The sequence below is a fragment of the Microbacterium sp. LWO13-1.2 genome, assembly GCF_038397725.1.
Classification (GTDB): domain Bacteria; phylum Actinomycetota; class Actinomycetes; order Actinomycetales; family Microbacteriaceae; genus Microbacterium.
In genome coordinates this window covers 3,184,232-3,204,548 of the sequence record NZ_CP151634.1, presented here as the reverse complement: position 1 = coordinate 3,204,548, position 20,317 = coordinate 3,184,232, and the positions used below count along the sequence as shown (strand labels likewise).

At 67.3% G+C, this 20,317-nt stretch carries 20 protein-coding genes and 1 pseudogene; 14 read left to right on the top strand and 7 right to left on the bottom strand.

The annotated features are described in order from the left end of the window. Positions 1–43 precede the first annotated feature (43 nt). Both merB and merA read right to left on the bottom strand, forming a co-directional pair. Positions 44–709, bottom strand: coding sequence for an organomercurial lyase MerB (gene merB / locus MRBLWO13_RS15310; protein WP_055990918.1), 666 nt, complete (start codon positions 707–709; stop codon positions 44–46). Between the two features lie 47 nt (positions 710–756). Next, a complete protein-coding gene (gene merA, locus MRBLWO13_RS15305; protein WP_055990915.1) occupies positions 757–2,181 on the bottom strand; it encodes a mercury(II) reductase in 1,425 nt (474 codons plus the stop codon). A gap of 109 nt (positions 2,182–2,290) precedes the next feature. On the opposite strand from merA, the gene MRBLWO13_RS15300 reads away from it, so the two are divergent. Continuing rightward, positions 2,291–2,680, top strand: a complete 390-nt coding sequence (locus tag MRBLWO13_RS15300) for a heavy metal-responsive transcriptional regulator (protein WP_019157635.1) — start codon at positions 2,291–2,293, stop codon at positions 2,678–2,680. A 49-nt stretch (positions 2,681–2,729) separates the two neighbouring features. Here the strand turns inward: MRBLWO13_RS15300 and MRBLWO13_RS15295 are convergent, their stop codons facing one another. Genes MRBLWO13_RS15295 through MRBLWO13_RS15285 form a run of 3 tightly spaced genes read right to left on the bottom strand, consistent with a single transcriptional unit; the run spans position 2,730 to position 6,791 of the window. Continuing rightward, complete coding sequence (locus MRBLWO13_RS15295) at positions 2,730–5,312, bottom strand: hypothetical protein (protein WP_302792439.1); 2,583 nt, start codon at positions 5,310–5,312, stop codon at positions 2,730–2,732. Then, positions 5,305–5,661, bottom strand: a complete 357-nt coding sequence (locus tag MRBLWO13_RS15290) for a helix-turn-helix transcriptional regulator (protein WP_073117292.1) — start codon at positions 5,659–5,661, stop codon at positions 5,305–5,307. Before MRBLWO13_RS15290 ends, MRBLWO13_RS15295 begins: the two co-directional genes overlap by 8 nt. After that, a complete protein-coding gene (locus tag MRBLWO13_RS15285; RefSeq protein WP_341974951.1) occupies positions 5,658–6,791 on the bottom strand; it encodes a tyrosine-type recombinase/integrase in 1,134 nt (377 codons plus the stop codon). The genes MRBLWO13_RS15290 and MRBLWO13_RS15285 overlap by 4 nt, the downstream gene beginning before the upstream one ends. Before the next feature lie 145 nt (positions 6,792–6,936). Here MRBLWO13_RS15285 and MRBLWO13_RS15280 point away from each other — a divergent pair. Further along, positions 6,937–7,692: pseudogene (locus MRBLWO13_RS15280) on the top strand (DNA-processing protein DprA); the annotation flags it as partial. A 136-nt stretch (positions 7,693–7,828) separates the two neighbouring features. Next, entirely contained in the window at positions 7,829–8,731 is a 903-nt protein-coding gene (locus tag MRBLWO13_RS15275; protein ID WP_341974950.1) for a tyrosine recombinase XerC, read from the top strand. A 13-nt stretch (positions 8,732–8,744) separates the two neighbouring features. On the opposite strand, the gene MRBLWO13_RS15270 is transcribed toward MRBLWO13_RS15275, so the two are convergent. Beyond that, on the bottom strand, positions 8,745–9,269 hold the full coding sequence (locus MRBLWO13_RS15270; RefSeq protein WP_341974949.1) for a M23 family metallopeptidase: 525 nt from the start codon (positions 9,267–9,269) through the stop codon (positions 8,745–8,747). A gap of 296 nt (positions 9,270–9,565) precedes the next feature. Between MRBLWO13_RS15270 and rpsB the strand changes: the two genes are divergently transcribed. The 9 genes from rpsB (at position 9,566) to MRBLWO13_RS15225 (ending at position 16,156) form a co-directional block, all read left to right on the top strand. Beyond that, a complete protein-coding gene (gene rpsB, locus MRBLWO13_RS15265; protein WP_341974948.1) occupies positions 9,566–10,477 on the top strand; it encodes a 30S ribosomal protein S2 in 912 nt (303 codons plus the stop codon). Between the two features lie 49 nt (positions 10,478–10,526). After that, complete coding sequence (gene tsf, locus MRBLWO13_RS15260; protein WP_341974947.1) at positions 10,527–11,354, top strand: translation elongation factor Ts; 828 nt, start codon at positions 10,527–10,529, stop codon at positions 11,352–11,354. A gap of 90 nt (positions 11,355–11,444) precedes the next feature. Then, positions 11,445–12,161 (top strand): UMP kinase, encoded by a 717-nt coding sequence (gene pyrH, locus MRBLWO13_RS15255; RefSeq protein WP_341974946.1) that lies wholly within the window; start codon positions 11,445–11,447, stop codon positions 12,159–12,161. A gap of 68 nt (positions 12,162–12,229) precedes the next feature. After that, complete coding sequence (gene frr / locus MRBLWO13_RS15250) at positions 12,230–12,784, top strand: ribosome recycling factor (protein ID WP_341974945.1); 555 nt, start codon at positions 12,230–12,232, stop codon at positions 12,782–12,784. 5 nt (positions 12,785–12,789) lie between these two features. After that, positions 12,790–13,833, top strand: coding sequence for a phosphatidate cytidylyltransferase (locus MRBLWO13_RS15245; RefSeq protein ID WP_341974944.1), 1,044 nt, complete (start codon positions 12,790–12,792; stop codon positions 13,831–13,833). Beyond that, entirely contained in the window at positions 13,830–14,417 is a 588-nt protein-coding gene (locus tag MRBLWO13_RS15240) for a DivIVA domain-containing protein (RefSeq protein ID WP_341974943.1), read from the top strand. The genes MRBLWO13_RS15245 and MRBLWO13_RS15240 overlap by 4 nt, the downstream gene beginning before the upstream one ends. 48 nt (positions 14,418–14,465) lie before the next feature. Next, complete coding sequence (locus MRBLWO13_RS15235) at positions 14,466–15,137, top strand: transglycosylase SLT domain-containing protein (protein ID WP_341974942.1); 672 nt, start codon at positions 14,466–14,468, stop codon at positions 15,135–15,137. Positions 15,138–15,146: 9 nt separating this feature from the next. After that, positions 15,147–15,434: a hypothetical protein gene (locus tag MRBLWO13_RS15230; RefSeq protein WP_341974941.1), complete on the top strand. Its 288-nt coding sequence runs from the start codon at positions 15,147–15,149 to the stop codon at positions 15,432–15,434. 2 nt (positions 15,435–15,436) lie between these two features. Continuing rightward, positions 15,437–16,156 (top strand): alpha/beta hydrolase, encoded by a 720-nt coding sequence (locus tag MRBLWO13_RS15225; RefSeq protein ID WP_341974940.1) that lies wholly within the window; start codon positions 15,437–15,439, stop codon positions 16,154–16,156. Positions 16,157–16,171: 15 nt separating this feature from the next. Here the strand turns inward: MRBLWO13_RS15225 and MRBLWO13_RS15220 are convergent, their stop codons facing one another. After that, the gene (locus MRBLWO13_RS15220) at positions 16,172–17,227 is read right to left on the bottom strand and encodes an AI-2E family transporter (protein ID WP_341974939.1); all 1,056 of its coding nucleotides are present in this window, start codon (positions 17,225–17,227) and stop codon (positions 16,172–16,174) included. 180 nt (positions 17,228–17,407) lie between these two features. On the opposite strand from MRBLWO13_RS15220, the gene MRBLWO13_RS15215 reads away from it, so the two are divergent. Together MRBLWO13_RS15215 and MRBLWO13_RS15210 are read left to right on the top strand one after the other, a co-directional pair. Continuing rightward, entirely contained in the window at positions 17,408–19,354 is a 1,947-nt protein-coding gene (locus MRBLWO13_RS15215; RefSeq protein ID WP_341974938.1) for a glycosyl transferase, read from the top strand. Beyond that, complete coding sequence (locus MRBLWO13_RS15210; RefSeq protein WP_341974937.1) at positions 19,351–20,283, top strand: tetratricopeptide repeat protein; 933 nt, start codon at positions 19,351–19,353, stop codon at positions 20,281–20,283. The genes MRBLWO13_RS15215 and MRBLWO13_RS15210 overlap by 4 nt, the downstream gene beginning before the upstream one ends. Positions 20,284–20,317 lie beyond the last annotated feature (34 nt).

The window sequence follows — 20,317 nt, the reverse complement described above, 5'->3', positions numbered from 1 at the left end:
GTTATTGAGCCTCGCGCTATTGAGCCTCGATTTCGTATGCCGTTCAGCAGCAGGTCTCGGGTCCGCAGCAGTTGCTGGACGGCTCGACGCTGCGAGCGGGCTGGGGCCGCTCGAGAATCCCGGTGATCACGGTGCGACCGAGCTCGAAGGCGTCGCTGACGGGGAGGGTCTGCGCGCCGGGGTGTTCGGTGAGCCAGCTGGCAGCGTCCTGCGGGGAGGTGAAGTAGTGGACCTGGTTGCAGAACGAGGAGCGGATCGATGGCGTGTCTGCGGCATTCACGAGGGACATCACCGCGGTCGCCGGTTCGACACTGGTGACGCCGACGGTCGGGTCGACGCTCACCCGGATCGTGTCGCCGCTGGTTGGGGAGATCGACTCGATGCGGGCGGGGCGGTCCAGGAGGGCGGGGAAGATCAGGGTGTCGAACGCGCACCAGGTGTAGAGCTCTTCACCGGAGACGGTGAACCGGTGCCTGGTGGGGCGCAAGGTGAGGCCCTGGCCGATGATCCGGCCCTGGCCGTCGTACTCGGTGTCCGGCGTAGCGGCCAGGCGGGCTCGGACCTCGTCGACGGGGAGCTTTACGGCGCCCGCGAGGTCGTCGATGGTGACCGGGTCACCGTCGACGAGTAGTCGCAGCAACGGGACCAGCAGGGCTTCTTCATCGAATCGGGCGAGCCGGTCGGACAGATCGGTCGTGAGGTCAGTCATGGGCATTTTCTCCGGTTTCGTGGGTGATGAAGCGGGTTGGTCCGTGCTCAGGCGCAGCAGGACAGCATCGAGACGTCGGTGGTGAAGGCTTTCGCGACGATGCGGATGCCCTCGGCCATGGTCAGGTACGGGGCCCACGCGTCGGCGACCTCCGTGATGGTCTTACCGAGGATATGGACGCCCGCGGCGGCGAGCTCGCCGGCGTCCCGGGCGACGGCGGTGAGGCCGAGAATCTCACCGGTGTCGGCGTTGGCGACCATCTTGATGAACCCGCGGGTGTCTCGGTTCACGACCGCCCGCGGCACGTACTCCAGGGGAAGGACGCGGCAGTCGCAGCGGATCCCGGCCGCGAGGACTTCCTTCTCGGTCATCCCGACCGAGCCGATCGCGGGACTGGTGAACGTGACACGCGGCATCCGCGTGTAGTCGACGGACTCGTGTGCATCGGCGAAGGCGTTCTCGGCGACCATCGTGCCGTGCCGGGCGGCGACGTAGACGAACTCGGGATGCCCGGTCGCATCCCCGGCCGCCCACACGCGAGGATTCGAGGACTGCAGGTCGCCGGTGACTAGGACCTGCCCGGCGTCGCCGGTATTCACTCCCACTACATCCAGGTTGAGACCCTGCGTGACCGGGCGGCGTCCGAGCGCGACGAGGATCTCGTCGGCACGGAACTCCTGCTTACTGCCCAAGACTTCGGCCGTGACGACGATCTGACCGGTCGCCACGTCCCGGGCCACGCGTGTGGGAACAGCGCGGCGGACCACCCGGATGCCCTCGTCGGCGAAGACCTCCTGCAACGCTTTGGAGACCTCTGGCTCCTCCTTCGACGCCAGCCGGGACCGCACCAGGAGGGTCACCTTCGCGCCGAGCCGGGCGAACAACTGGGCCATCTCCAGTGCCACATAGCCACCGCCGAGCACCAGCAGCGAGTCCGGGACCTTGTCCAACTCCATCGCCGATGTCGAGGTCAGGAAGTCGACCCCGTCCAGCCCTTCGATCGGTGGGGCCCAGGGGCGCGCGCCCGTGGCGATCAGGTAATGCGCCGCCTCGACCGTTTCGACCCTGCCGTCCGCGGCCGTGACTTCCAGCACCGGTGCATCCGGGGTGCCGGCAAAGGCCGCATCACCCTGATGGTTCTGCCAGCCGTAGGCATCGGCCACGTCGACGTACTTCTCGCTCCGCATCGCCTCCACCAGATCCTGCTTCCCGGCGATCAGCGCCGGCATGTCCACCAGGTCCGCGGTGGCGGCGATCCCCGGGAACCGGGAACCGGCGTCGGCGGCCACATGGCGTGCCTCAGCGGCCGCGAGCAGCGCCTTGGACGGTACGCATCCGGTGTTCACACACGTGCCACCGAACGTGCCACGCTCGATCATCACCACCGACTTACCCAGCATCGTGGCGCGGATCGCGGCGGCGAACGCCCCGCCACCCGACCCGACAATCGCGAGATCAAACGTCGACTGCATCCGATTCCTCCCTGGAGTACTGAAAATCCTGCTGATACAGTCATCATGAACCTTCCAGCATGGGGGAAGGTCAAGAGGTGCGTGCAACATGCGCAGAGGAGCGAGGAACATGCGGATCGGAGAACTCGCCGACGCGGCCGGCACGACCACGAAAACGCTGCGGTTCTACGAAGACCAAGGGCTCCTACCGTCCGCCGAGCGGACACCCGCAGGCTACCGCGACTACACGGCCGATGCCCTCACTCGGATCGGCTTCATCCACCGCGGGCAAGCCGCAGGCCTCACACTCGCCCAAATCCGGCAGATCCTCGACATCCGCGACCACGGTCAAGCACCCTGCGGTCACGTCCGGGACCTGCTCGATACGAGGCTCGCCGATATCGACCAGCAGATCGCGCAGCTCAACGACCTGCGCAACACCCTCGCCGGGCTCCGCGACCACGCCGAACACGTCGAACCCGACACATGTAGTTCTGTCGACGTATGCCGATACCTATAGCCGAAGCCGACCGTCCAAGGACTCCGCTGACAGGGCGTAGGGTCATGGTTCAGAGAGTCGGCAAAGGCATGCCGACTCGTTCGATGACTGCGGTGGCGTAGGCGTTGTTGTTCGCGCCGATCGCGTTGGACCAGGCGATTGCGGAGGAGATGTCCAACCCCGTCAGGCGACTGAGAACGACTGGTGGGAGTTCCTGCGCGAGGGCGATCAACGCGCTGGTGCGTGCTAGTCGTGGAGGGATGCCGACGGCGCGGAGCCGGCTGTTGAGCGTGTCGGGTGCCATATGATGGCCGGCGCGGGCTCCCGGATAGACCCACTCCTGTTCGATGCTCTCCACGAACATCCGGGGCGCGGTGCGATTGCTGGCCGCTCCGGCGGCGGCCGGGGCGAGCTCGGCAGGGAGCACGAGAGGTTCCGTCCCGAGACGGACGATCACGGCCTGATCGGTGACGGCGACGTCCTCCGCACGCAGCTGGACGATCTTCGCTGCGCGGACGCCGAACATGAGCATCAGCCCCGCGGCGAACCTCGTATGCGGATCGATGGACGCGTCGGAGGTGACGTCGGCGAACAATCGCCAGCGTTCGTCGTCGCTCAGCGCCTGCGGATTCAGGCCTCCGGACGACGGGCGTGGGGCCGCGAGCCGGCGGGAACTTCCGTCCCGTCCCGCCCATGTCAGGAAATGGTGCAGGAACGGGCGGGGGCCGCCGGCGAGCCATTCATCGACGTCTGCCTGGGCGAGTGATGCGAGCGAGCCGCTGCGACCGTGAACCCACGCCAGGAGCTCGATGATCCCCATAATCTCGATCCGTCGCCAGGACAGCTGTCCTGAGCGGGAGGGCATCGTGTTCCGTCGCAACGCGCGAAGGTGCCGCCAGCGCGCATACTGGGTGACGGTGCGTCGCTCGCTCGGGTCGGGGATCTCGGCAAGTGCATCAGGGAGCCAGAGTTCGAACCGGGCGAGCAGCTCGTCCCGCGGTGGCAGCAGCCCATGATCGATGAGCACGGACCGGACTGCTCGGGTCTGGAACTCGGATCCGGCCTCGTCGAGGTAGGCGTGGGTGCACAGGCGCGGATCGGCGAGAACCCGGGTGATCAGGGTGCAGGCGACGGTACCGCGCTCGAAGGCGTAGATAATCTTCGAGGGAGCACCCTGGAACCACCGCTCGCGCAGGTGAGCGATCCGAGCGTCGGAGGCTGCGAGGTCGTCGGGGATCATCTCGCGGATCATTTGGTCGGCGCGACAGTGCGGGCAGAGCTTCGCGATCAACCGGGTCACGGTCCCGCAACTCGTGCAGGGGCGGAACGACTCTGGCTGGCGGGGGTAGCAGAGCGGGCAGAACGGACGGCCCTCGATCCGACCATTCACGAGCCGGTCGTCGCCGCAGCTCGTGCAGGTCTCGATAATCGGCGGGACGCAGGCCCAGCAGAGGTAGCCGGAGCCATCTTCGGCGCGTCGGTGGCGCAACCGGACCTCCCCGCAGCTCACGCAGGGTTGGCGAGGGTTGGCGCACTGCTCGCAGGTAGCCCGTGCGGTGCCCGCCCAGCGGCATTGCCGCTCGTTCCCGCAGATCGTGCAGACATCGACACTCGCCTCGTCGGAGCAGGGCTTGCAGATCGCCTTCTCGCTGCCATGGAACAAGCAGGCCCTGACCTCCCCGCAGACCGTGCAGGTGTCCTGCCGGGACGATCCTCGACAGGTTGAACAGAGCGGGCCGTCGGGGCTGCGGTAGGCGATCAGGCGATGGTTGCCGCAGCTCACGCAGGTGGCGTTCTCATCGGGGAGCCTGTTCGTGCAGCGCTGGCAGAGGCGGCGACCGTCGGAGAGCACGCGCTCCAAATTGGTGACGTCGCCGCAGCCGTCGCAGACGGCGTGGTGCGCGATCCGGTAGCAGCGTCGGCAGCTCACCCGCCCCTCGACGCGCTCGGTGAGCGTGCGTGTGGTCCCGCAACCCCTGCAGCGCCGCTCCGGCAGACGTGCGCCGCCCCGGTGCAGCAGGTCGTAGAAGATGCCGAACAACGCTGACCCCGCTGCGGGGTCCACAAACCAACTCGCGCCGTGGATCTGCAGCTCGAGCAGGAGACGCACTCGGCGATCCCGCTCCGTGGCCGCCATCTGCTCCAGCGCGCGTCGGACGATCACGGCCGCGACCCGGCGGTGACGGCGGACCTCCTCGACGATCCGATCACCCGCCTCGGGCTTCATCTCGGCCCAGCACCGCTTGCAGTACGCGGTCTCACCAGGCCCCGGCTGCAGGCGACGTTCCTGACCGCAACGACCGCAGAGCCCGCTCGTGGCCGCGAGACGGCGTCCGCAAGGGGCGCAGATCCGCCCGGTCGGTGTGACCTGTAGCAGCTGCCGCAGCGCCCCGCAGTGTGCGCATCGCGGCGGCTGGACGGTGCGCGCTCCGGCCTCGTGCAGGCGCAGCAGCAAGCTCGCCAGAGCGGGAGTGGTCTGCGGGTCCGCGGCGGTGAGAAGGCCCGGTGTCGTGGTGACCAGGTCCAGGGTCCGGCGGGCGACCGGCAGCTGCTGGAACGACCCGATCACGATCTCAGCGATCCGCTCACGCGAGAGGACCCGTTCGACGGCGGCGATCTGCGCGGTCAGCGCGGCGAAGACCGGATCATGCATCCGGCGGGAGAATCTGCGCCCTGCGCGGCTTCAGGCCCGACTCCCGGAGCCGGTTCGTCGCCGAGTCGCCCCGCTCCGGTCCAGGATCGGCCGTGCCGGTCGCGGCGGCCGCGCCGCCGAGGACGACCCGAGGCGCGAGCTCCTCGAACGTGCAGTCGAAGATGTCCAGCAGCGCGACCAGCGCCTGCATGTTCATCCGCTCCGGCTTCTCCGCAGCGAGCCGATAGACCTGGCTCGTCGACAAGTAGACGCCGCGCTCTTCCAGCAGCGGAACCAGCTTCGTCGTCGAGAACATCCCCGCCGCCGCCATCACCTCCCGAAGCCTCCACTCAAACCCGATCAGTCTCATCGCCCTGTCCCTTCCTCATCGCGCGGTCGCAGCCGCGTCTTCTCGATCGCCTGACTCATCATCGTGTTCATGTAGTCCGCGCTCACCCCGGTGTAGATCGCCGTCGTCGACTGGTGCAGGTGCCCGACCTGGCGTTGCACGAACCCGGGATCGACGCCCGACTCGATCAGATGCGTCACGTAGGAGTGACGCAAGGCGTGCGGCGTCAGCATCTCATCCAGGCCCAGCGCCGTCCGATAGGCGGCGAACCGCGACGAGAGCTCCCGGGTACGCAGCCTCGTCCCGCGCTCCGAGACCCAGAGCGCCGTCGAGCCATCACGGACCATCAGCGGGCGCACCTGCTGGACATAGTCCTGGAGAGCATCGACCGCCCAGTCGAACAAGGACACGACGGCCCGCCGCTTCGGCGGTCCGCCCCGCGAGGACTTCCCGTGGCGGATCTGCATCACGCCGAACTCCCCGAACTGCGGGGCCTTCGGGTTCCGGTAGAAGTCAGTCACGTCCAGCCCGACCGCCTCGCTCGCGCGCATACCCCAGGCGTAGACGACCTTGAAGAGCGTCGCGTCCCGGAACGCCGGCAACGCACCCTTGCGATGCTCGTCGAGCAACCGCGACACCTCCGCATCCGCATGATCCAGGAGGCGCTGCAACTCAGACCTCGTCAACGGGCGTCGGCCTGGTTTGCCCTCGTAATCCTGCAGGTGCGCGAGCGTGTTCCACTCATGGCAGACCTGAACCGGATGCGTCCCGAAACGCTCCATGCACTCGTCGACCCAGCCATAGTGCGGCGAGCAGATGTAGTCGCAGAACGTGCGGATCGCGCCCTGATACGACCGAATCGTCGACGCCTCCACCTGCCGCTGCGAAACCAGCAGAGTCATCCACTCGTCGAAGTCTCCTGCTGACCACTCCCACGGCTTCTTGCCCGCGTAGGCCTCGAATCTCCGCACCACGCCAAGAGCGCGCGCGACCGAGTCCTCCTTGAGGCGACGGCCCCCGATCTGCTGCATCCTCCAGCCCTCGAGCATCGCGTCGAAGACGGCCTCATAGGCGTTGAGGAACGTCACCCCGCCTGCGAGATACAGCGACGACGCACCGTGCGGAATCCGACCCATCAGCACCCAATCCATCCGTGTAACGCTCTAATCATGCATTAAACGCGACATCAATGAGGCGGTGCAACTCAGCGTGCGGAAAGTCGCGGGGCGCTCGAGCCGACCGATAGTGTTACCGACGCAGACGCCAGTACGAATCATGCATCTGACGCAATACCGCGGGGAAGTCGCGATCGTCGGGGCGCGGGCGTCCACAGGATACGGCGATCACCTCGCCGCCGAACTGGCGGGAGACCTGGCATCCGACGGTGCCGTCATCGTCTCCGGTGGCGCCTACGGGATCGATGGGGCGGCACACCGCGCTGCACTCGGGGTCGGCGGCGCGACCGTCGCGTTCCTCGCCGGAGGCGTCGACCGCGCGTACCCCAGCGGGCACCAGCAGCTGCTGGGAAGCATCGTGCGATCGGGGGCTGTCGTCAGCGAGCTGCCGTGCGGGGCCGCCCCGACGAAATGGCGCTTTCTGGCCAGAAACCGACTGATCGCCGCACTCGCTGAGGCGACGGTGGTCGTGGAGGCCGGATGGCGCAGTGGCTCGTTGAACACCGCAGGGCACGCCGCAGCACTCGGGCGTCCGCTGGGCGCCGTTCCCGGGCCCGTGACTTCTGCTGCCTCGGCTGGCTGTCACCGGCTCCTCCGCGAGTACGACGCCCGGTGCGTCACGTCGGCAGCGGAGGTGAGAGAGCTGTGGGGCGCGGATGCCGCCGGTCCCGTCGTCCCGGATCGGGGCGACCCCGACCAGGTCCGGCTCGGAGATGCGCTGAGTACGCGGTCGGCACGCTCGCCGCAGGACCTTGCCGCTCGTTCGGGCCTGACACCGGCACGAGTGATCACCCTACTCGGGTTGCTCGCGCTCGAGGGCGCCGTGGTCCGGGAGGAGAGCGGATGGCGGGCGTCCACTGCGAGGGAGCGAGGGTGATGCACTCGGGCGGAGATCGAGGCGACCTCGACGAGAGGCGTCGCCGAGACGGGCCTCGCCGTCCACGCGAGGAACGGAACCGGGCGCTGCGGCGGGGCACGCACGGGATCGGGTCTGCTTTCGGCATCCTGGACGGATGGAGCTGTCCGCCGCGGCCGAAGCGTTCGCCGACCACCTGACTCAGGTGCGCCGGTTGTCGCCCGCCACGGTGCGCGCCTACCGGTCCGACCTCCGTGATCTGAGCGCCTCCACAGGCGAAACCGACGTCCGAGCCGTCGACCTCGAGATGCTGCGCGAATGGCTCTGGAAGGCGACGCAGCGCGGCGACGCCCGTTCGACGCTTGCGCGACGTGCAGCGGCTGCTCGCTCCTTCTTCACCTGGGCGAAGGACGAAGAGCTCGTGGCGCACGACCCGAGCCTTCGTCTGATCGCTCCGAAGCGCGGACGCACACTTCCCGTCATCGCATCACAGGACGCGATGACCGCTCTGCTCGACGAACACAGACGAGCGGCGAGCGAGGGCGAACCGATCGCGCTGCGGGATCACGCGATCCTCGAACTCCTCTACGGGTCGGGCATCCGCGTCTCCGAGCTGTGCGGCCTGGATATCGACGACCTCGACCTCGATCGCGGAACCGCGCGCGTGCTCGGAAAAGGGGCGAAGGAGCGGGTGGTGCCATTCGGCGCACCCGCACGTGCAGCAGTGGAAGCCTACCTCCGCCGTGGTCGTCCGGCTCTGATCGCCCGCAGCGAGAGCGCAACGCCCGCACTCGTCCTCGGCAGCCGCGGGGGGCGAGTCGGCCCGCGGACCGTATACACCCTGGTCGCTCGAGTGCTGGGGCCGATCATCGGAGCGGAGACGATCGGCCCGCACGCCCTGCGGCACACCGCCGCGACCCACTTGCTCGACGGGGGAGCCGACCTGCGCGCGGTGCAGGAGATCCTCGGCCACGCGAGCCTCGGCACCACTCAGATCTACACGCATGTGTCGGCCGAGCGTCTCGCCGCCACGTACCGTCTCGCGCACCCACGCGCCTGAGGCGAGATCCGTCTCACAGCGGCGCGCAGCACGGCAGCAGCACGGCACGCGGCACCGCGCCGAACAGCAGCATCGGGTTGATGTACTCGCCGTCGAGCCGGACGCCGAGATGCAGGCTCCCCGGCCGCGCGTGGCCGCCGATGTCGGCCACGCCGATCACGTCGCCCGCGGCGACGGCATCGCCGGGAGAGAGCGTCGACAGCAGCGGTTCGAATGTCGAGACAAGACCTCCGCCGTGGTCGATGGTGAGAAGCGGGCGGTCGACCACCGTGCCGCGAAAGGCGACGACCCCGTCGGCCGGTGAGCGGACCTCCCCGCCTCGCGACGCCGCGATATCGACGCCGCGATGGCCGGCGCCGTACTCGTGAGCCGGAGCCCGATAGGGCACGACGACCTCACGCGGCGCTTCCAACGGCCAGCTCCACGTCGGGAGGTCATCAGAGTCGGGCCTCGCCTCGGCGCCGGCTGCGGGAGCGGCCAGCAGCAGGAGCGTCAAGACGATGCCTATCGCCATCCGTCGGTGGTGAGGATCGTACATGCAGACCAGTCTGCGGAGTGATGATCACCAGCGATGCCGTGAGGTGCGCGAATGGGGGAGAGGTCCGTTCCTGCAACGGCTGTGCAGAGGATCTCGGCGCGCCGCATCCTGTACACTGGACGAGCACCTCGATATCGGGGTGACTACGCGTGCCCAGAGCGACTTCAGTCGTGGCATCCACACCCACAGGTCCCACTCCATGAGCGGGCGGGTGTGCGCCGGGTACCAGGAAGTCCGATCAACAGATCGGCAGACAACCTCAACGGCGCTGAACGCGCCAGAACCAGGAGACGACCATGGCTGTGGTCACCATCCGCCAGCTGCTCGACAGCGGCGTGCACTTCGGACACCAGACCCGTCGGTGGAACCCGAAGGTGAAGCGCTTCATCCTCACTGAGCGCAGCGGCATCCACATCATCGACCTTCAGCAGTCGCTGGGCTACATCGACAGCGCCTACGACTTCGTCAAGGAGACCGTCGCACACGGCGGCACCATCCTCTTCGTCGGCACGAAGAAGCAGGCTCAGGAGATCCTCGCCGAGCAGGCGACCCGCGTCGGCCAGCCCTTCGTGAACCAGCGCTGGCTCGGTGGCCTCCTCACCAACTTCCAGACGATCTCCAAGCGTCTTGCACGCATGAAGGAGCTTGAGGAGCTCGACTACGAGACCCCGGCCAACAGCGGCTTCACCAAGAAGGAGCTCCTGCTCAAGAAGCGTGAGCTCGACAAGCTGCACAAGTCGCTCGGTGGTATCCGCAACCTGACCAAGACGCCTTCGGCTCTGTGGGTCGTCGACGCCAAGCGCGAGCACCTCGCCATCGACGAGGCCAAGAAGCTCGGCATCCCGGTGATCGGCATCCTCGACACCAACGCCGACCCGGATGACTTCCAGTACCCGATCCCCGGCAACGACGACGCGATCCGCTCCGTCTCGCTGCTGACCCGCATCATCGCCGACGCTGCGGCCGAGGGCCTGCAGCAGAAGCACAACCCGGAGACCGGCGACGCTGAACCGCTGGCCGACTGGGAGCGCGAGCTTCTCGAGACTCCGGCTGAGGACGCCGCTGCCGAGACTCCGGTTGTCGAAGCCGAGGCTCCTGCAGCCGAGGTCGTCGAAGCTGAGGCGGCCGAGGTCGTCGAGGTCGAGGCTCCCGCTGCCGAGGTCGAGGCTGACGTCGAGGCTCCGGCCGCAGACGCCGACGCCAAGTAATCCCCGCCAAAAACTCGCACACACATCACGAAGCAAGGAGCCACCACACATGGCCAACTTCAACATCGCTGACCTCAAGGCGCTGCGTGAGCAGCTCGGCACGGGAATGGTCGACACCAAGAAGGCGCTCGAGGAGGCTGACGGAGACGTCGCGAAGGCCACCGAGATCCTGCGCCTGAAGGGTGCGAAGGGCAACGCCAAGCGCGCTGACCGTTCCACCAGCGAAGGCCTGGTCGTCGCACGTGAGCAGGACGGCGTCGTGACGCTCGTCGAGCTCGCCTGCGAGACCGACTTCGTCGCGAAGAACGATCGCTTCATCACGCTGGCCGACAAGGTCGCTGACGCTGTGGCCGCCGTCAAGGCGGACTCGGTCGAGGCTGCACTCGCCGCCCCCGCCGGCGCTCAGACCGTCGAGCAGCTGATCTCGGAAGAGGCAGCGATCCTCGGCGAGAAGGTCGAACTGCGCCGGGTGCGCACGATCGTCGGCGACAACGTCGAGGTCTACCTGCACCGCACCAGCAAGGACCTGCCGCCGCAGATCGGTGTCGTCGTCGCCTACTCGGGTGACGACGCCGAGACCGCGCGCAGCATCGCCCAGCACATCTCGTTCGCCAACCCGTCGTACCTCGCTCGCGAGGACGTCCCGGTCGCCGACGTCGAGAAGGAGCGTGAGATCGTCACCGAGATCTCGCGCAACGAGGGCAAGCCGGAAGCGGCTCTGCCCAAGATCGTCGAGGGCCGGGTCTCCGCGTTCATCAAGCAGGTCGCCCTGCTCGAGCAGGACTACGCGAAGGACAACAAGCTCTCTGTCGCCCAGGTGGCGAAGGACGCCGGTATCACCGTGACGGACTTCGCGCGCTTCAAGGTCGGCGCGTAGCACACGAGAAGGGGTTCGGATCAGCATGATCCGAACCCCTTCTTCATGCCCTGAGGGCACTATCTTGAATGTGACGAGAGGACAACATCCATGACCGAACGCACCGGACGCCGCCGCGTCCTTCTCAAGCTCTCCGGGGAGGCCTTCGGCGCAGGTCAGCTGGGCGTCAATCCCGACGTGGTGAGTCAGATCGCGCGCGACATCGCTGCGGCTGTCGACCGGGTCGAGATCGCGGTCGTCGTCGGCGGAGGCAACTTCTTCCGCGGTGCGGAGCTCAGCCAGCGCGGAATGGATCGCGGGCGCGCGGACTACATGGGCATGCTCGGCACGGTGATGAACGCCCTTGCGTTGCAGGACTTCCTGGAGCAGGCGGGGGCCCCGACGCGGGTGCAATCCGCCATCTCGATGACTCAGGTCGCCGAACCGTACATCCCGCTGCGCGCGGAGCGGCACATGGAGAAGGGTCGCGTCGTGATCTTCGGCGCCGGCGCCGGTCTGCCGTACTTCTCCACCGACACCGTCGCAGCTCAGCGCGCTCTCGAGATCGGCGCAGAGCAGGTGCTCGTGGCCAAGAACGGCGTCGACGCGATCTACACGGCAGATCCGAACAAGCACGCGGATGCCGAGCGCATCGAGCGCGTGACCTACCGGGAAGCGCTCCAGCAGGGGCTCTCGGTCGTCGACTCGACCGCGTTCAGCCTGTGCATGGACAACAACATGGACATGCGCGTCTTCGGCATGGAGCCGGCGGGCAACGTGACCCGTGCGCTGCTCGGTGAACCGATCGGCACGCTGGTCACGTCCTGAGCGTCTGAGCGGGCGGAGATGACTTCGCCCGATAGAATTTCCAGAACACCCCGACGATAGGAGTCACCGTGATCGCGGACGTCCTCGCTGAAACCACCTCTCGCATGACACGGGCAGTCGAGGCTGCCAAGGAGGACTTCTCCACGGTTCGCACGGGCCGCGCCAACCCGCAGCTCTTCCAGAAGGTGCTCGTCGACTACTACGGAACCCCGACGCCGCTGGCTCAGCTCGCCGCGCTGGCGAATCAGGAAGCGCGAACGCTCATCATCACGCCGTACGACAAGTCGGCGCTGAAGGCGATCGAGCAGGCCGTGCGGGACATGCCGAACCTCGGCGCCAATCCGACCAACGACGGCAACCTCATCCGCGTCTCGATGCCGGAACTCACGGCTGAGCGACGCAAGGAATACGTCAAGCTCGTCAAGACCAAGGCAGAAGATGCGAAGGTGCACGTCCGCGGAATCCGGCGCAAGTCCAAGGACGAGTTGGACGCGCTGAAGAGCGAACTCGGTGAAGACGAGATCGCTCGAGGCGAGAAGGAACTGGATGCTCTCACGCGCCAGCACGTCGACCTCATCGACGAGGCTCTCAAGCGCAAAGAGGCCGAACTCCTCGAGGTGTAGTCGGAATGTCTGACGACTCGGGCGAAGCAGCGGACAGCGGGACTGTGAGGCGTCCGCTGCCCGCGGATGCCCGCACCCCGGCCGCGCCTATCGACCCGACAGATCACTATGCGATTCGCGAGCAGTGGCGCGCGGCGCGTGATGAGTTCGGCACGCACGTCTCGCAGGCGCGTGATCATCTCGACCAGGCGAACGAGCGCATCAAGCAGCGCACCGGTCGCGATCTGATTCTCGCGATCCTGATCGGCCTCGCCTTCGGCGTCGTGCTGCTCGGGTCGCTGCTGTTCATCAAGGTGCTGTTCGTACCGTTCGCCCTCGCTGCTGCTCTGCTCGGGGTCTACGAACTCTCCAGGGCTCTGCGTTCGTCCGGTCGACGGATCGATGTGGTCCCGCAGCTCATCGCGGCCGCGCTCCTCGTTCTCTCGGCATACTTCGCCGCTCCCTGGCTGTGCTGGGTGATGTTGTTCGTCGCGGTCGCATTCGTCATCGTCTGGCGCTTGATCGCGCAGATGGTCGCGAAGGACGGTCGCACGTACGGCGATGTGCTCGCGGACGCCGTCATCGGCGGTTTCGTGCAGATCTACGTCCCATTCCTCGCCGGTATGGCCCTCATCCTGCTCGTGCAGGAAGGCGGTCAGTGGTGGGTGCTCAGCTTCATCGCGATCGCGGTCGCGGCTGACACCGGCGCGTATGCGGCTGGAGTCGCCTTCGGGCGGCATCCGATGGCGCCGCGGATCAGCCCGAAGAAGACCTGGGAAGGATTCGCGGGCGCAGCGCTCGCATCGATCACTGCCGGTGTCCTGCTCGCGCTGTTCCTCCTCGACCTGCCGTGGTGGGCCGGAGTCGTCTTCGGGGTCGCGATCCTGCTGTCTGCGACGCTCGGCGACCTCGGCGAGTCCATGCTGAAACGCGACCTCGGGATCAAGGACATGAGCTCTTGGCTTCCTGGGCATGGCGGTCTCCTGGACAGACTCGACAGCATCCTGCCGTCGACGATCCCCGCGGTCTGCCTCTACTTCCTTCTCTCTCCCTGGGTGGTGCTGTCATGAACTCCGACTCCGTACTGGATCTGGAAGACGCGGAAGAACAGTCTCCACCGGCGTTCACGCTGACCAGCGGACGCACGCTCGGGTATCACCGCGCAGCCGTGGATGCGTTCCTCGCCGCCGCTCGCGCGGCCTTCGAGGACAACAGCGACGATCTCGGTGCAGCCGAGGTGCGCATCGCCTCGTTCCCGCTCGTGAAGGGCGGATATGTCGTTGCCGAGGTGGATGCCGCTCTTGCTCGTGTGGAGGATGCTTTCGCCGCACGCGCCCGTCAGCGCGCCGTGCGCAGTCAAGGCGCCGGTGCGTGGGTGGAACAGGCCAGGGAGGATGCGCAGATCATCCTCGATCACCTGGCCAGGCCCGAGCGGCACCGTTTCGCCCGCACCGGAAAACTCACGTTCGGCTACCGCATCGACGAAGTTGACCATGTCACCACTCGCATCGTGCGGTACCTGCGCGACGGCGAGGCGCTCTCGGCCGAGCAACTGCGTTCTGCCGCATTCCGGATGCAGCGCGGCGGCTACCGCGAGGAGCAGGTGGACGCGCTTCTGGACTCCTCGATCGACGTCATTCTGGCCGTCCGCTGAGCATTCGCATGGCCGTCTCAGGCTCATTTGCGTAGACTGGCACCCATCGTGAACTCCCGTAACGACATGATCCTCTCCGACCGCGCCGCGTCCGCGCGTGTTTCGGCGACCTCGATGCCGTCACGAAACGGCGTGCGCCGCTGGTCCCGACGCCGAGGCGTCGTCGGGTTCTTCGCCGCTTTGGCGGTGGTCGGTTTCGCCGCTGCAATGGTCGCGCCCACCGGTGTCGCGCTGGCCGATCCCGTGACTCCTGACGAGAACGAGACCGCGTACTCGCTCGCTCTCGAGGACACGCAGAACCTCACCGTGACCGTTGAAGGCGCAACGATCGCGCCGATTCAACGAGGATCCTTCTCGGTCTACGTCACACCCAAGCCGACTCCGACCCCGACTGCCACGCAGGCATCGACCGGCGGCGGCGGACCTCTCTTCTACACGGGCGGCGGAGCGCCGGCCGAGTGGATGGCAGCGGCGGGCATCCCCGAGGGCGACCGTGGTTACGTCGACTACATCGTCTCCAAGGAGAGCGGGTGGAACCCGAATGCGGTGAACACCTCTTCTGGAGCCAGCGGCCTCGTGCAGGCGTTGCCGTGCAGCAAGGTTCCCGGAAACTGCTTCGACCCCGTGGACAATCTGCGCTGGGCGAACGGGTACGCGACGGGTCGTTACGGCAGCTGGGCTGGCGCGTACGACTTCTGGACGCGTAACCACTGGTGGTGAGCCGGCGTCATGCCCCGCTCCCGCCGACCGCGTTCAGCGCGCCCTGAGACCGAGGACTCCTTCGAGCGTCTCCTCGCCGGCTGGAAGCGCACCGAGGTGCGCCGCGGTACCGAATGGACGGTTCAGCCGATCTCCGCCGTGCAGTCGCAGAAGGAGTACGTCTGTCCCGGCTGCGGCCGTGAGATCGCGGCCGGAACCGCGCACCTGGTCGCCTGGCGCGCCGACGGCGTGCTCGGTGATGCCGCAGACCTCGCTGCCAGGAGACACTGGCACACACACTGCTGGAGGATGGCGTGAGCATGGAGATCAGGGGCCCGCTCGAGCTGCCCGCTCGGCGCGAGGACATCGAGTTGCAGACCGCCGACGACCTCACCCTGGTCGGCGAGCTGGCTCTGCCCGTTGCGCATGAACCGGTCGCGACGCTGGTGACGTTGCATCCTCTGCCGACCGCGGGCGGTTTCATGGACTCGCACATCCTCCGCAAGGCGGCCGCGCGGCTGCCCGCGCTGGCGGATCTTGCCGTGCTGCGGTTCAACACCCGCGGCACCACCTCGCCGCGCGGCACCAGTGACGGAGCCTTCGATGGCGGCGCGGCCGAACAGTTCGACGTGGCGGCCGCCGTGGAGTTCGCCCGTGAGCGTGGACTTCCGCGCCCGTGGCTGCTGGGATGGTCGTTCGGCACCGAGCTCGCGCTGAAGTACGGCCGTTCGCACGACATCGCGGGGATCATCCTGCTGTCGCCGCCGCTGCATCGCGCCACCGCGGACGAGGTGGCGGCCTGGGCGGGAACGACGACGCCCGTCATCGTGCTGATCCCCGAGTTCGACGACTACCTGCGCCCCGACGAGGCTCACCAACGATTCGCTTCGATTCCGCACGCGACACTGATCTCCGTCGAGGGCGGCAAACACCTCTGGGTGGGGGAGAGCCAGACTCGACGCGTCCTCACCGAGATCGTCGCCGCGGTCAACCCCGCCGCACTCCCGCTGCCGACGCAGTGGCCACCGGTGGGCGGCTGATCGCCCTTCTGCGCGTCAGAGCTCGTTCATCCGCGGGATGATGACCTGACGGTAGATGATCAGGATGCTGGCCGCCACCGGGATCGCGATCAACGCACCGAGGAGCCCCAGAAGGCTTCCGCCGGCGAGGGCCGCGACGACGACGACCGCGCCGGGCACGGCGACGGCCCGGCTCATGATGCGCGGGGAGATGAAATATGCCTCGATCTGCATGTAGATGAGGTAGTAGATCGCCGCTGCGATGGCGGTCGCGGGGGAGCCGAGACCGGGGATCAGGCAGATCAGCACGATGATCGTGGACCCGGTCAATGTGCCGACCAGCGGAATCAGCGAGAAGAAGAACGCGATGACAGCGAGGACAGCGGGGAAGGGCGCATCGATGATCGTGAGGAAGATCGCGCTCAGGATGCCGTTGATGACGCCCTGGCTGACCTGCCCCATGACGTAGTACCCGACGGAGTCGGTGATCTGGTCGGCGATGTCGATGAACCGCTCGCGCTTCGACGCGGGAGCCAGCTGGTACACGGCGCGCTTGAGCGAGGGTGTGGATGCCGTGAGATAGATCGTCAGGATCAGCACGATGAACGCGCCGAAGAGGCCTGTGACGATGGAGGTGCCGACGACGATGACGCTTTCGGTGATCGAGCCCCAGTTGTCGAGCAGCCAATCGGTCGCCTTCGTGAACATGTCGTCGATGAACGACGGTTGGAGCCCGGGGAACACGCCGACGATCCAGTCCTTCACGTCTTCGAGGGCGGTGCTCTGCAGGAAGACGGTGATTCGACGCACGAGTTGGCTGATCTGGTCGATCAGAAGCGGCAGCACCATCAGGACGATGCCGGCGAAGACGCCGAGCACCGCGAGGATCGTGATGAGCACCGCGAGCCAGCGCGGGAGCTTGCGTCGCTCGAGGAACGCGACCACCGGGTCGAGTCCGAGGCTGAGGAAGAGCGCAGTGCCGACGTAGAGCAGCACCGTCGAGAGCGACTGGACGCTTCCGATGAGCATGATGCCCAGGCCCACACCGAGCGTCGCCACCAGGGCGGTGCGGAAGGGGTTGTGGATCTTCATCTGTGCTCCTCGGAATCTCGGATGCATTCAGGCTATCCACCGCCGGGGTCAGCGCTCGCGCGACGTGCCGCGCAGAAGGGAGGTGCCGCCCTCGTGGGCAACACTCAGGTGCTTTCGCTAGTCTGAAATGTCGAGTGTTGCGACTCGGACGGACGTCCGACTCGCGTGAGGAGACTTTTCGTGCGTTTCGTATGGGCCGTCGTGGCCTTCGTGCTGGCCACGGTGCTGATCGGTGCCGGAATCGCCCAGCGCACCATATTCATGGGTCCGTCGTCGCAGCAGATGCAGGTGAAGATCGATGAGCCCGCTCCGTTCGTGCTCATGGACGGCGACGTGCTCCGTGCCCGTCCCGGCGCACAGACGCTGTTGATCCGCGGTGAGGGAGACATCTTCGCCGCCTACGGACGCACCGCGGACCTCAAGGCATGGCTCGCCGATTCCGACTACAACCAGGTGAGCCTCAACGACGCGGGCCGTCCGACGGTGAAGGCCGTCGCCGCGACCACCGCCGCCGAAGAGCCCGCCGACGGCGAGGAGACTCCGGCAGAGGAGGCACCCGCAGAGGAGGCACCGGCTGAGGGCGAGACCCCCGCGGACGAGTCCGCAGGGCGAAATCCCGCTGGCTCCGACCTCTGGCTCGACTCGTTCACGGAGAAGGACGCTCTGATCGCGGACAACATGCAGCTCCCGGACGGCATGAGCGTTCTCATCGCCCATGACGGCACCCAGGATGCCCCGGACAGCGTCGTCGTGTCCTGGCCGCTCGACACCTCTACTCCGTGGGCCGGCCCGCTGATGGCCGCCGGTGCCGCTGCGCTCCTTGCGGGGCTCGTGATGTACGTGCTCGGCATCCGCCACCAGCGTCGTGGTCGTGGTCCGCGCCGCAAGGGCCCAGGACCGATGCCCGCCACGGAGCCGATCGAACTCGCAGCCCTTCCGCCCGCGGAGCGTGAGGCCATCGAGGCTCCGGCTGATGCACCGAAGCAGGGCGACGCGAACGAGCCCGTGCAAGACGGCAAGGAACCGGAGGCGCGGAAGTCCATGAGCGCGACCCGCTCGACACGCCGTCGTCGGATGCTGGCGCTTCCTGCGCTCGGTCTCACGGCGCTCCTTGCCGCCGGCTGCTCGGCGGACTCCTGGCCGCAATTCGGTGCCGGCGCCCCGACGCCGTCTCCGACGCCCACTGTCATCGCGCCCGAGAACCAGAAGCCGCCAGCGGTGACCGAGGCTCAGGCAGCGCGCATCCTGCAGCAGATCTCGAGCACACTGGTCGAAGCGGACACCGCTCTCGACCTCGAGCTCGCGAAGACCCGCCTGGACGGGGCTGCGCTGGCCGCACGGGGTACCGAGTATGCACTGCGCACGGCGATCCCAGAGACGCCGGTGCCGGCCGCGATTCCGACCGAAGACATCGAGGTCGTGCTCCCGGAAGCCACGGATCGCTGGCCACGCACTGTCCTCCTGCTCTCGAAGAGCACCGCGGACGAGACGGTGCCGCCGGCGATCCTGACCATGACCCAGCAGGATCCGTGGTCGAACTACAAGGTGACGAACATCGCCGAGATGCAGGCCTCCTCCAAGGTTCCTGACCTCGCCGCACCGTGGCTGGGCACCTCGATCGTGCCGACCGATTCCGCCTTCCTCAGCATGGCGCCGGGCGAGCTCGCCGCGGCGTTCGCCGACGTCGTCGACACGGGAGAGCAGAGCGCGTCTTACGGACTTTTCGATGAACTCTCGCTGAAACTCGCGACGTCGATCCGCGACAGCCGTCAGGCTGTGGTGCAGACCTTGGCCGATAACGGCGCCGCCGATACGTCGCAGACCGCGTTCGACATCGTGCCGTCCGACTCGGCACCGGTATCGATGACCACTCTCGACAGCGGCGCGATCGTCGCGATCTCCCTCATCGACAAGGAGACGGTGACGCCCACCTCGGGCGACGCGGTCATCCGGTTCGGCGACAACGCCCAGGCGAAGGCGTTGACCGGAGCGAACGAGTCCGCCAAGGGCGTCGAGACGACATACGAATTCCAGCTGTTCTTCGCGGTGCCGGCCCAGAGCTCGACGGAGCAGATCCGTCTTCTCGCCGCCCGCCAGGACCTTCTCAGTGTGCAGGTGATCAAGTGAGCGAAATCTCTCCCGCCGCGCTTCGTGGCGCCGTCGACCTCTCGTCGCTGCGAGGGCGGCCCACACAACCGGCAGCTGCCGCACCGGCAGCGGTGCCCGGCATCGTCGATGTCGTCGTCGATGCGACGGACGAGTCCTTCGGACAGATCCTCGAACTCTCCCGTACCGTCCCCGTGGTCGTCGATCTCTGGGCCGAGTGGTGCGGTCCCTGCAAGCAGCTGAGCCCGATCATCGAGAAGGTGACCAGGGAGCTCGAAGGCCGTGTGCTGCTCGCCAAGGTCGACGTCGACGCCAACCCGCAGTTGGCGCAGGGCTTCCGGGCGCAGTCGATCCCGATGGTTGTCGCACTGATCGCCGGTCAGCCCGTGCCGATGTTCACCGGCGCGGTGCCGGAGGCGCAGGTTCGCGAGGTCTTCGCCCAGCTCCTGCAGCTGGCAGCGCAGAACGGCGTCACCGGCACCCTTCCGGTCGGCGACGGTGCAGCAGTTCAGACGGAAGAGCCGGAAGAGCCGGCGCTGCCGCCACTGCATGCCGAGGCATTCGCCGCCATCGAGTCCGGCGACTACGCGGCGGCGATCGTCGCGTACCAGAAGGCGCTCGCGGAGAACCCCAGGGACGAGGAGGCGATCGCCGGCCTCGGCCAGGTGCGACTGCTCGACCGTGTGCAGGGCCTCGATCTTCAGGAAGCGCGCGCTGCTGCGGCCGCCGCCCCCCGCGATGTGTCGGCGCAGTTCGCCGTTGCCGACCTCGATCTCGCCGGTGGGCACGTGGAGGACGCGTTCGGTCGTCTTCTCGATCTGTTCCAGACGCTTCCCGCAGACGAGCGCACTCCGGTGCGTGAACGACTCGTGGAGCTGTTCGGGTTGATCGGCGCATCTGATCCTCGCGTCATCACTGCGCGCAACCGACTGACCTCGCTCCTGTTCTGACGTGCTTCCGGTGGACTCGGCGATCCTTGGCCGT

Excerpts from the sequence above, each read along its gene's own strand:
- merB (WP_055990918.1), bottom strand. The coding sequence starts at position 709 with ATGACTGACCTCACGACCGATCTGTCCGACCGGCTCGCCCGATTCGAT.
- merA (WP_055990915.1), bottom strand. The coding sequence starts at position 2,181 with ATGCAGTCGACGTTTGATCTCGCGATTGTCGGGTCGGGTGGCGGGGCG.
- MRBLWO13_RS15300 (WP_019157635.1), top strand. The coding sequence starts at position 2,291 with ATGCGGATCGGAGAACTCGCCGACGCGGCCGGCACGACCACGAAAACG.
- MRBLWO13_RS15295 (WP_302792439.1), bottom strand. The coding sequence starts at position 5,312 with ATGCATGATCCGGTCTTCGCCGCGCTGACCGCGCAGATCGCCGCCGTC.
- MRBLWO13_RS15290 (WP_073117292.1), bottom strand. The coding sequence starts at position 5,661 with ATGAGACTGATCGGGTTTGAGTGGAGGCTTCGGGAGGTGATGGCGGCG.
- MRBLWO13_RS15285 (WP_341974951.1), bottom strand. The coding sequence starts at position 6,791 with ATGGATTGGGTGCTGATGGGTCGGATTCCGCACGGTGCGTCGTCGCTG.
- MRBLWO13_RS15275 (WP_341974950.1), top strand. The coding sequence starts at position 7,829 with ATGGAGCTGTCCGCCGCGGCCGAAGCGTTCGCCGACCACCTGACTCAG.
- MRBLWO13_RS15270 (WP_341974949.1), bottom strand. The coding sequence starts at position 9,269 with ATGTACGATCCTCACCACCGACGGATGGCGATAGGCATCGTCTTGACG.
- rpsB (WP_341974948.1), top strand. The coding sequence starts at position 9,566 with ATGGCTGTGGTCACCATCCGCCAGCTGCTCGACAGCGGCGTGCACTTC.
- tsf (WP_341974947.1), top strand. The coding sequence starts at position 10,527 with ATGGCCAACTTCAACATCGCTGACCTCAAGGCGCTGCGTGAGCAGCTC.
- pyrH (WP_341974946.1), top strand. The coding sequence starts at position 11,445 with ATGACCGAACGCACCGGACGCCGCCGCGTCCTTCTCAAGCTCTCCGGG.
- MRBLWO13_RS15245 (WP_341974944.1), top strand. The coding sequence starts at position 12,790 with ATGTCTGACGACTCGGGCGAAGCAGCGGACAGCGGGACTGTGAGGCGT.
- MRBLWO13_RS15240 (WP_341974943.1), top strand. The coding sequence starts at position 13,830 with ATGAACTCCGACTCCGTACTGGATCTGGAAGACGCGGAAGAACAGTCT.
- MRBLWO13_RS15230 (WP_341974941.1), top strand. The coding sequence starts at position 15,147 with ATGCCCCGCTCCCGCCGACCGCGTTCAGCGCGCCCTGAGACCGAGGAC.
- MRBLWO13_RS15225 (WP_341974940.1), top strand. The coding sequence starts at position 15,437 with ATGGAGATCAGGGGCCCGCTCGAGCTGCCCGCTCGGCGCGAGGACATC.
- MRBLWO13_RS15220 (WP_341974939.1), bottom strand. The coding sequence starts at position 17,227 with ATGAAGATCCACAACCCCTTCCGCACCGCCCTGGTGGCGACGCTCGGT.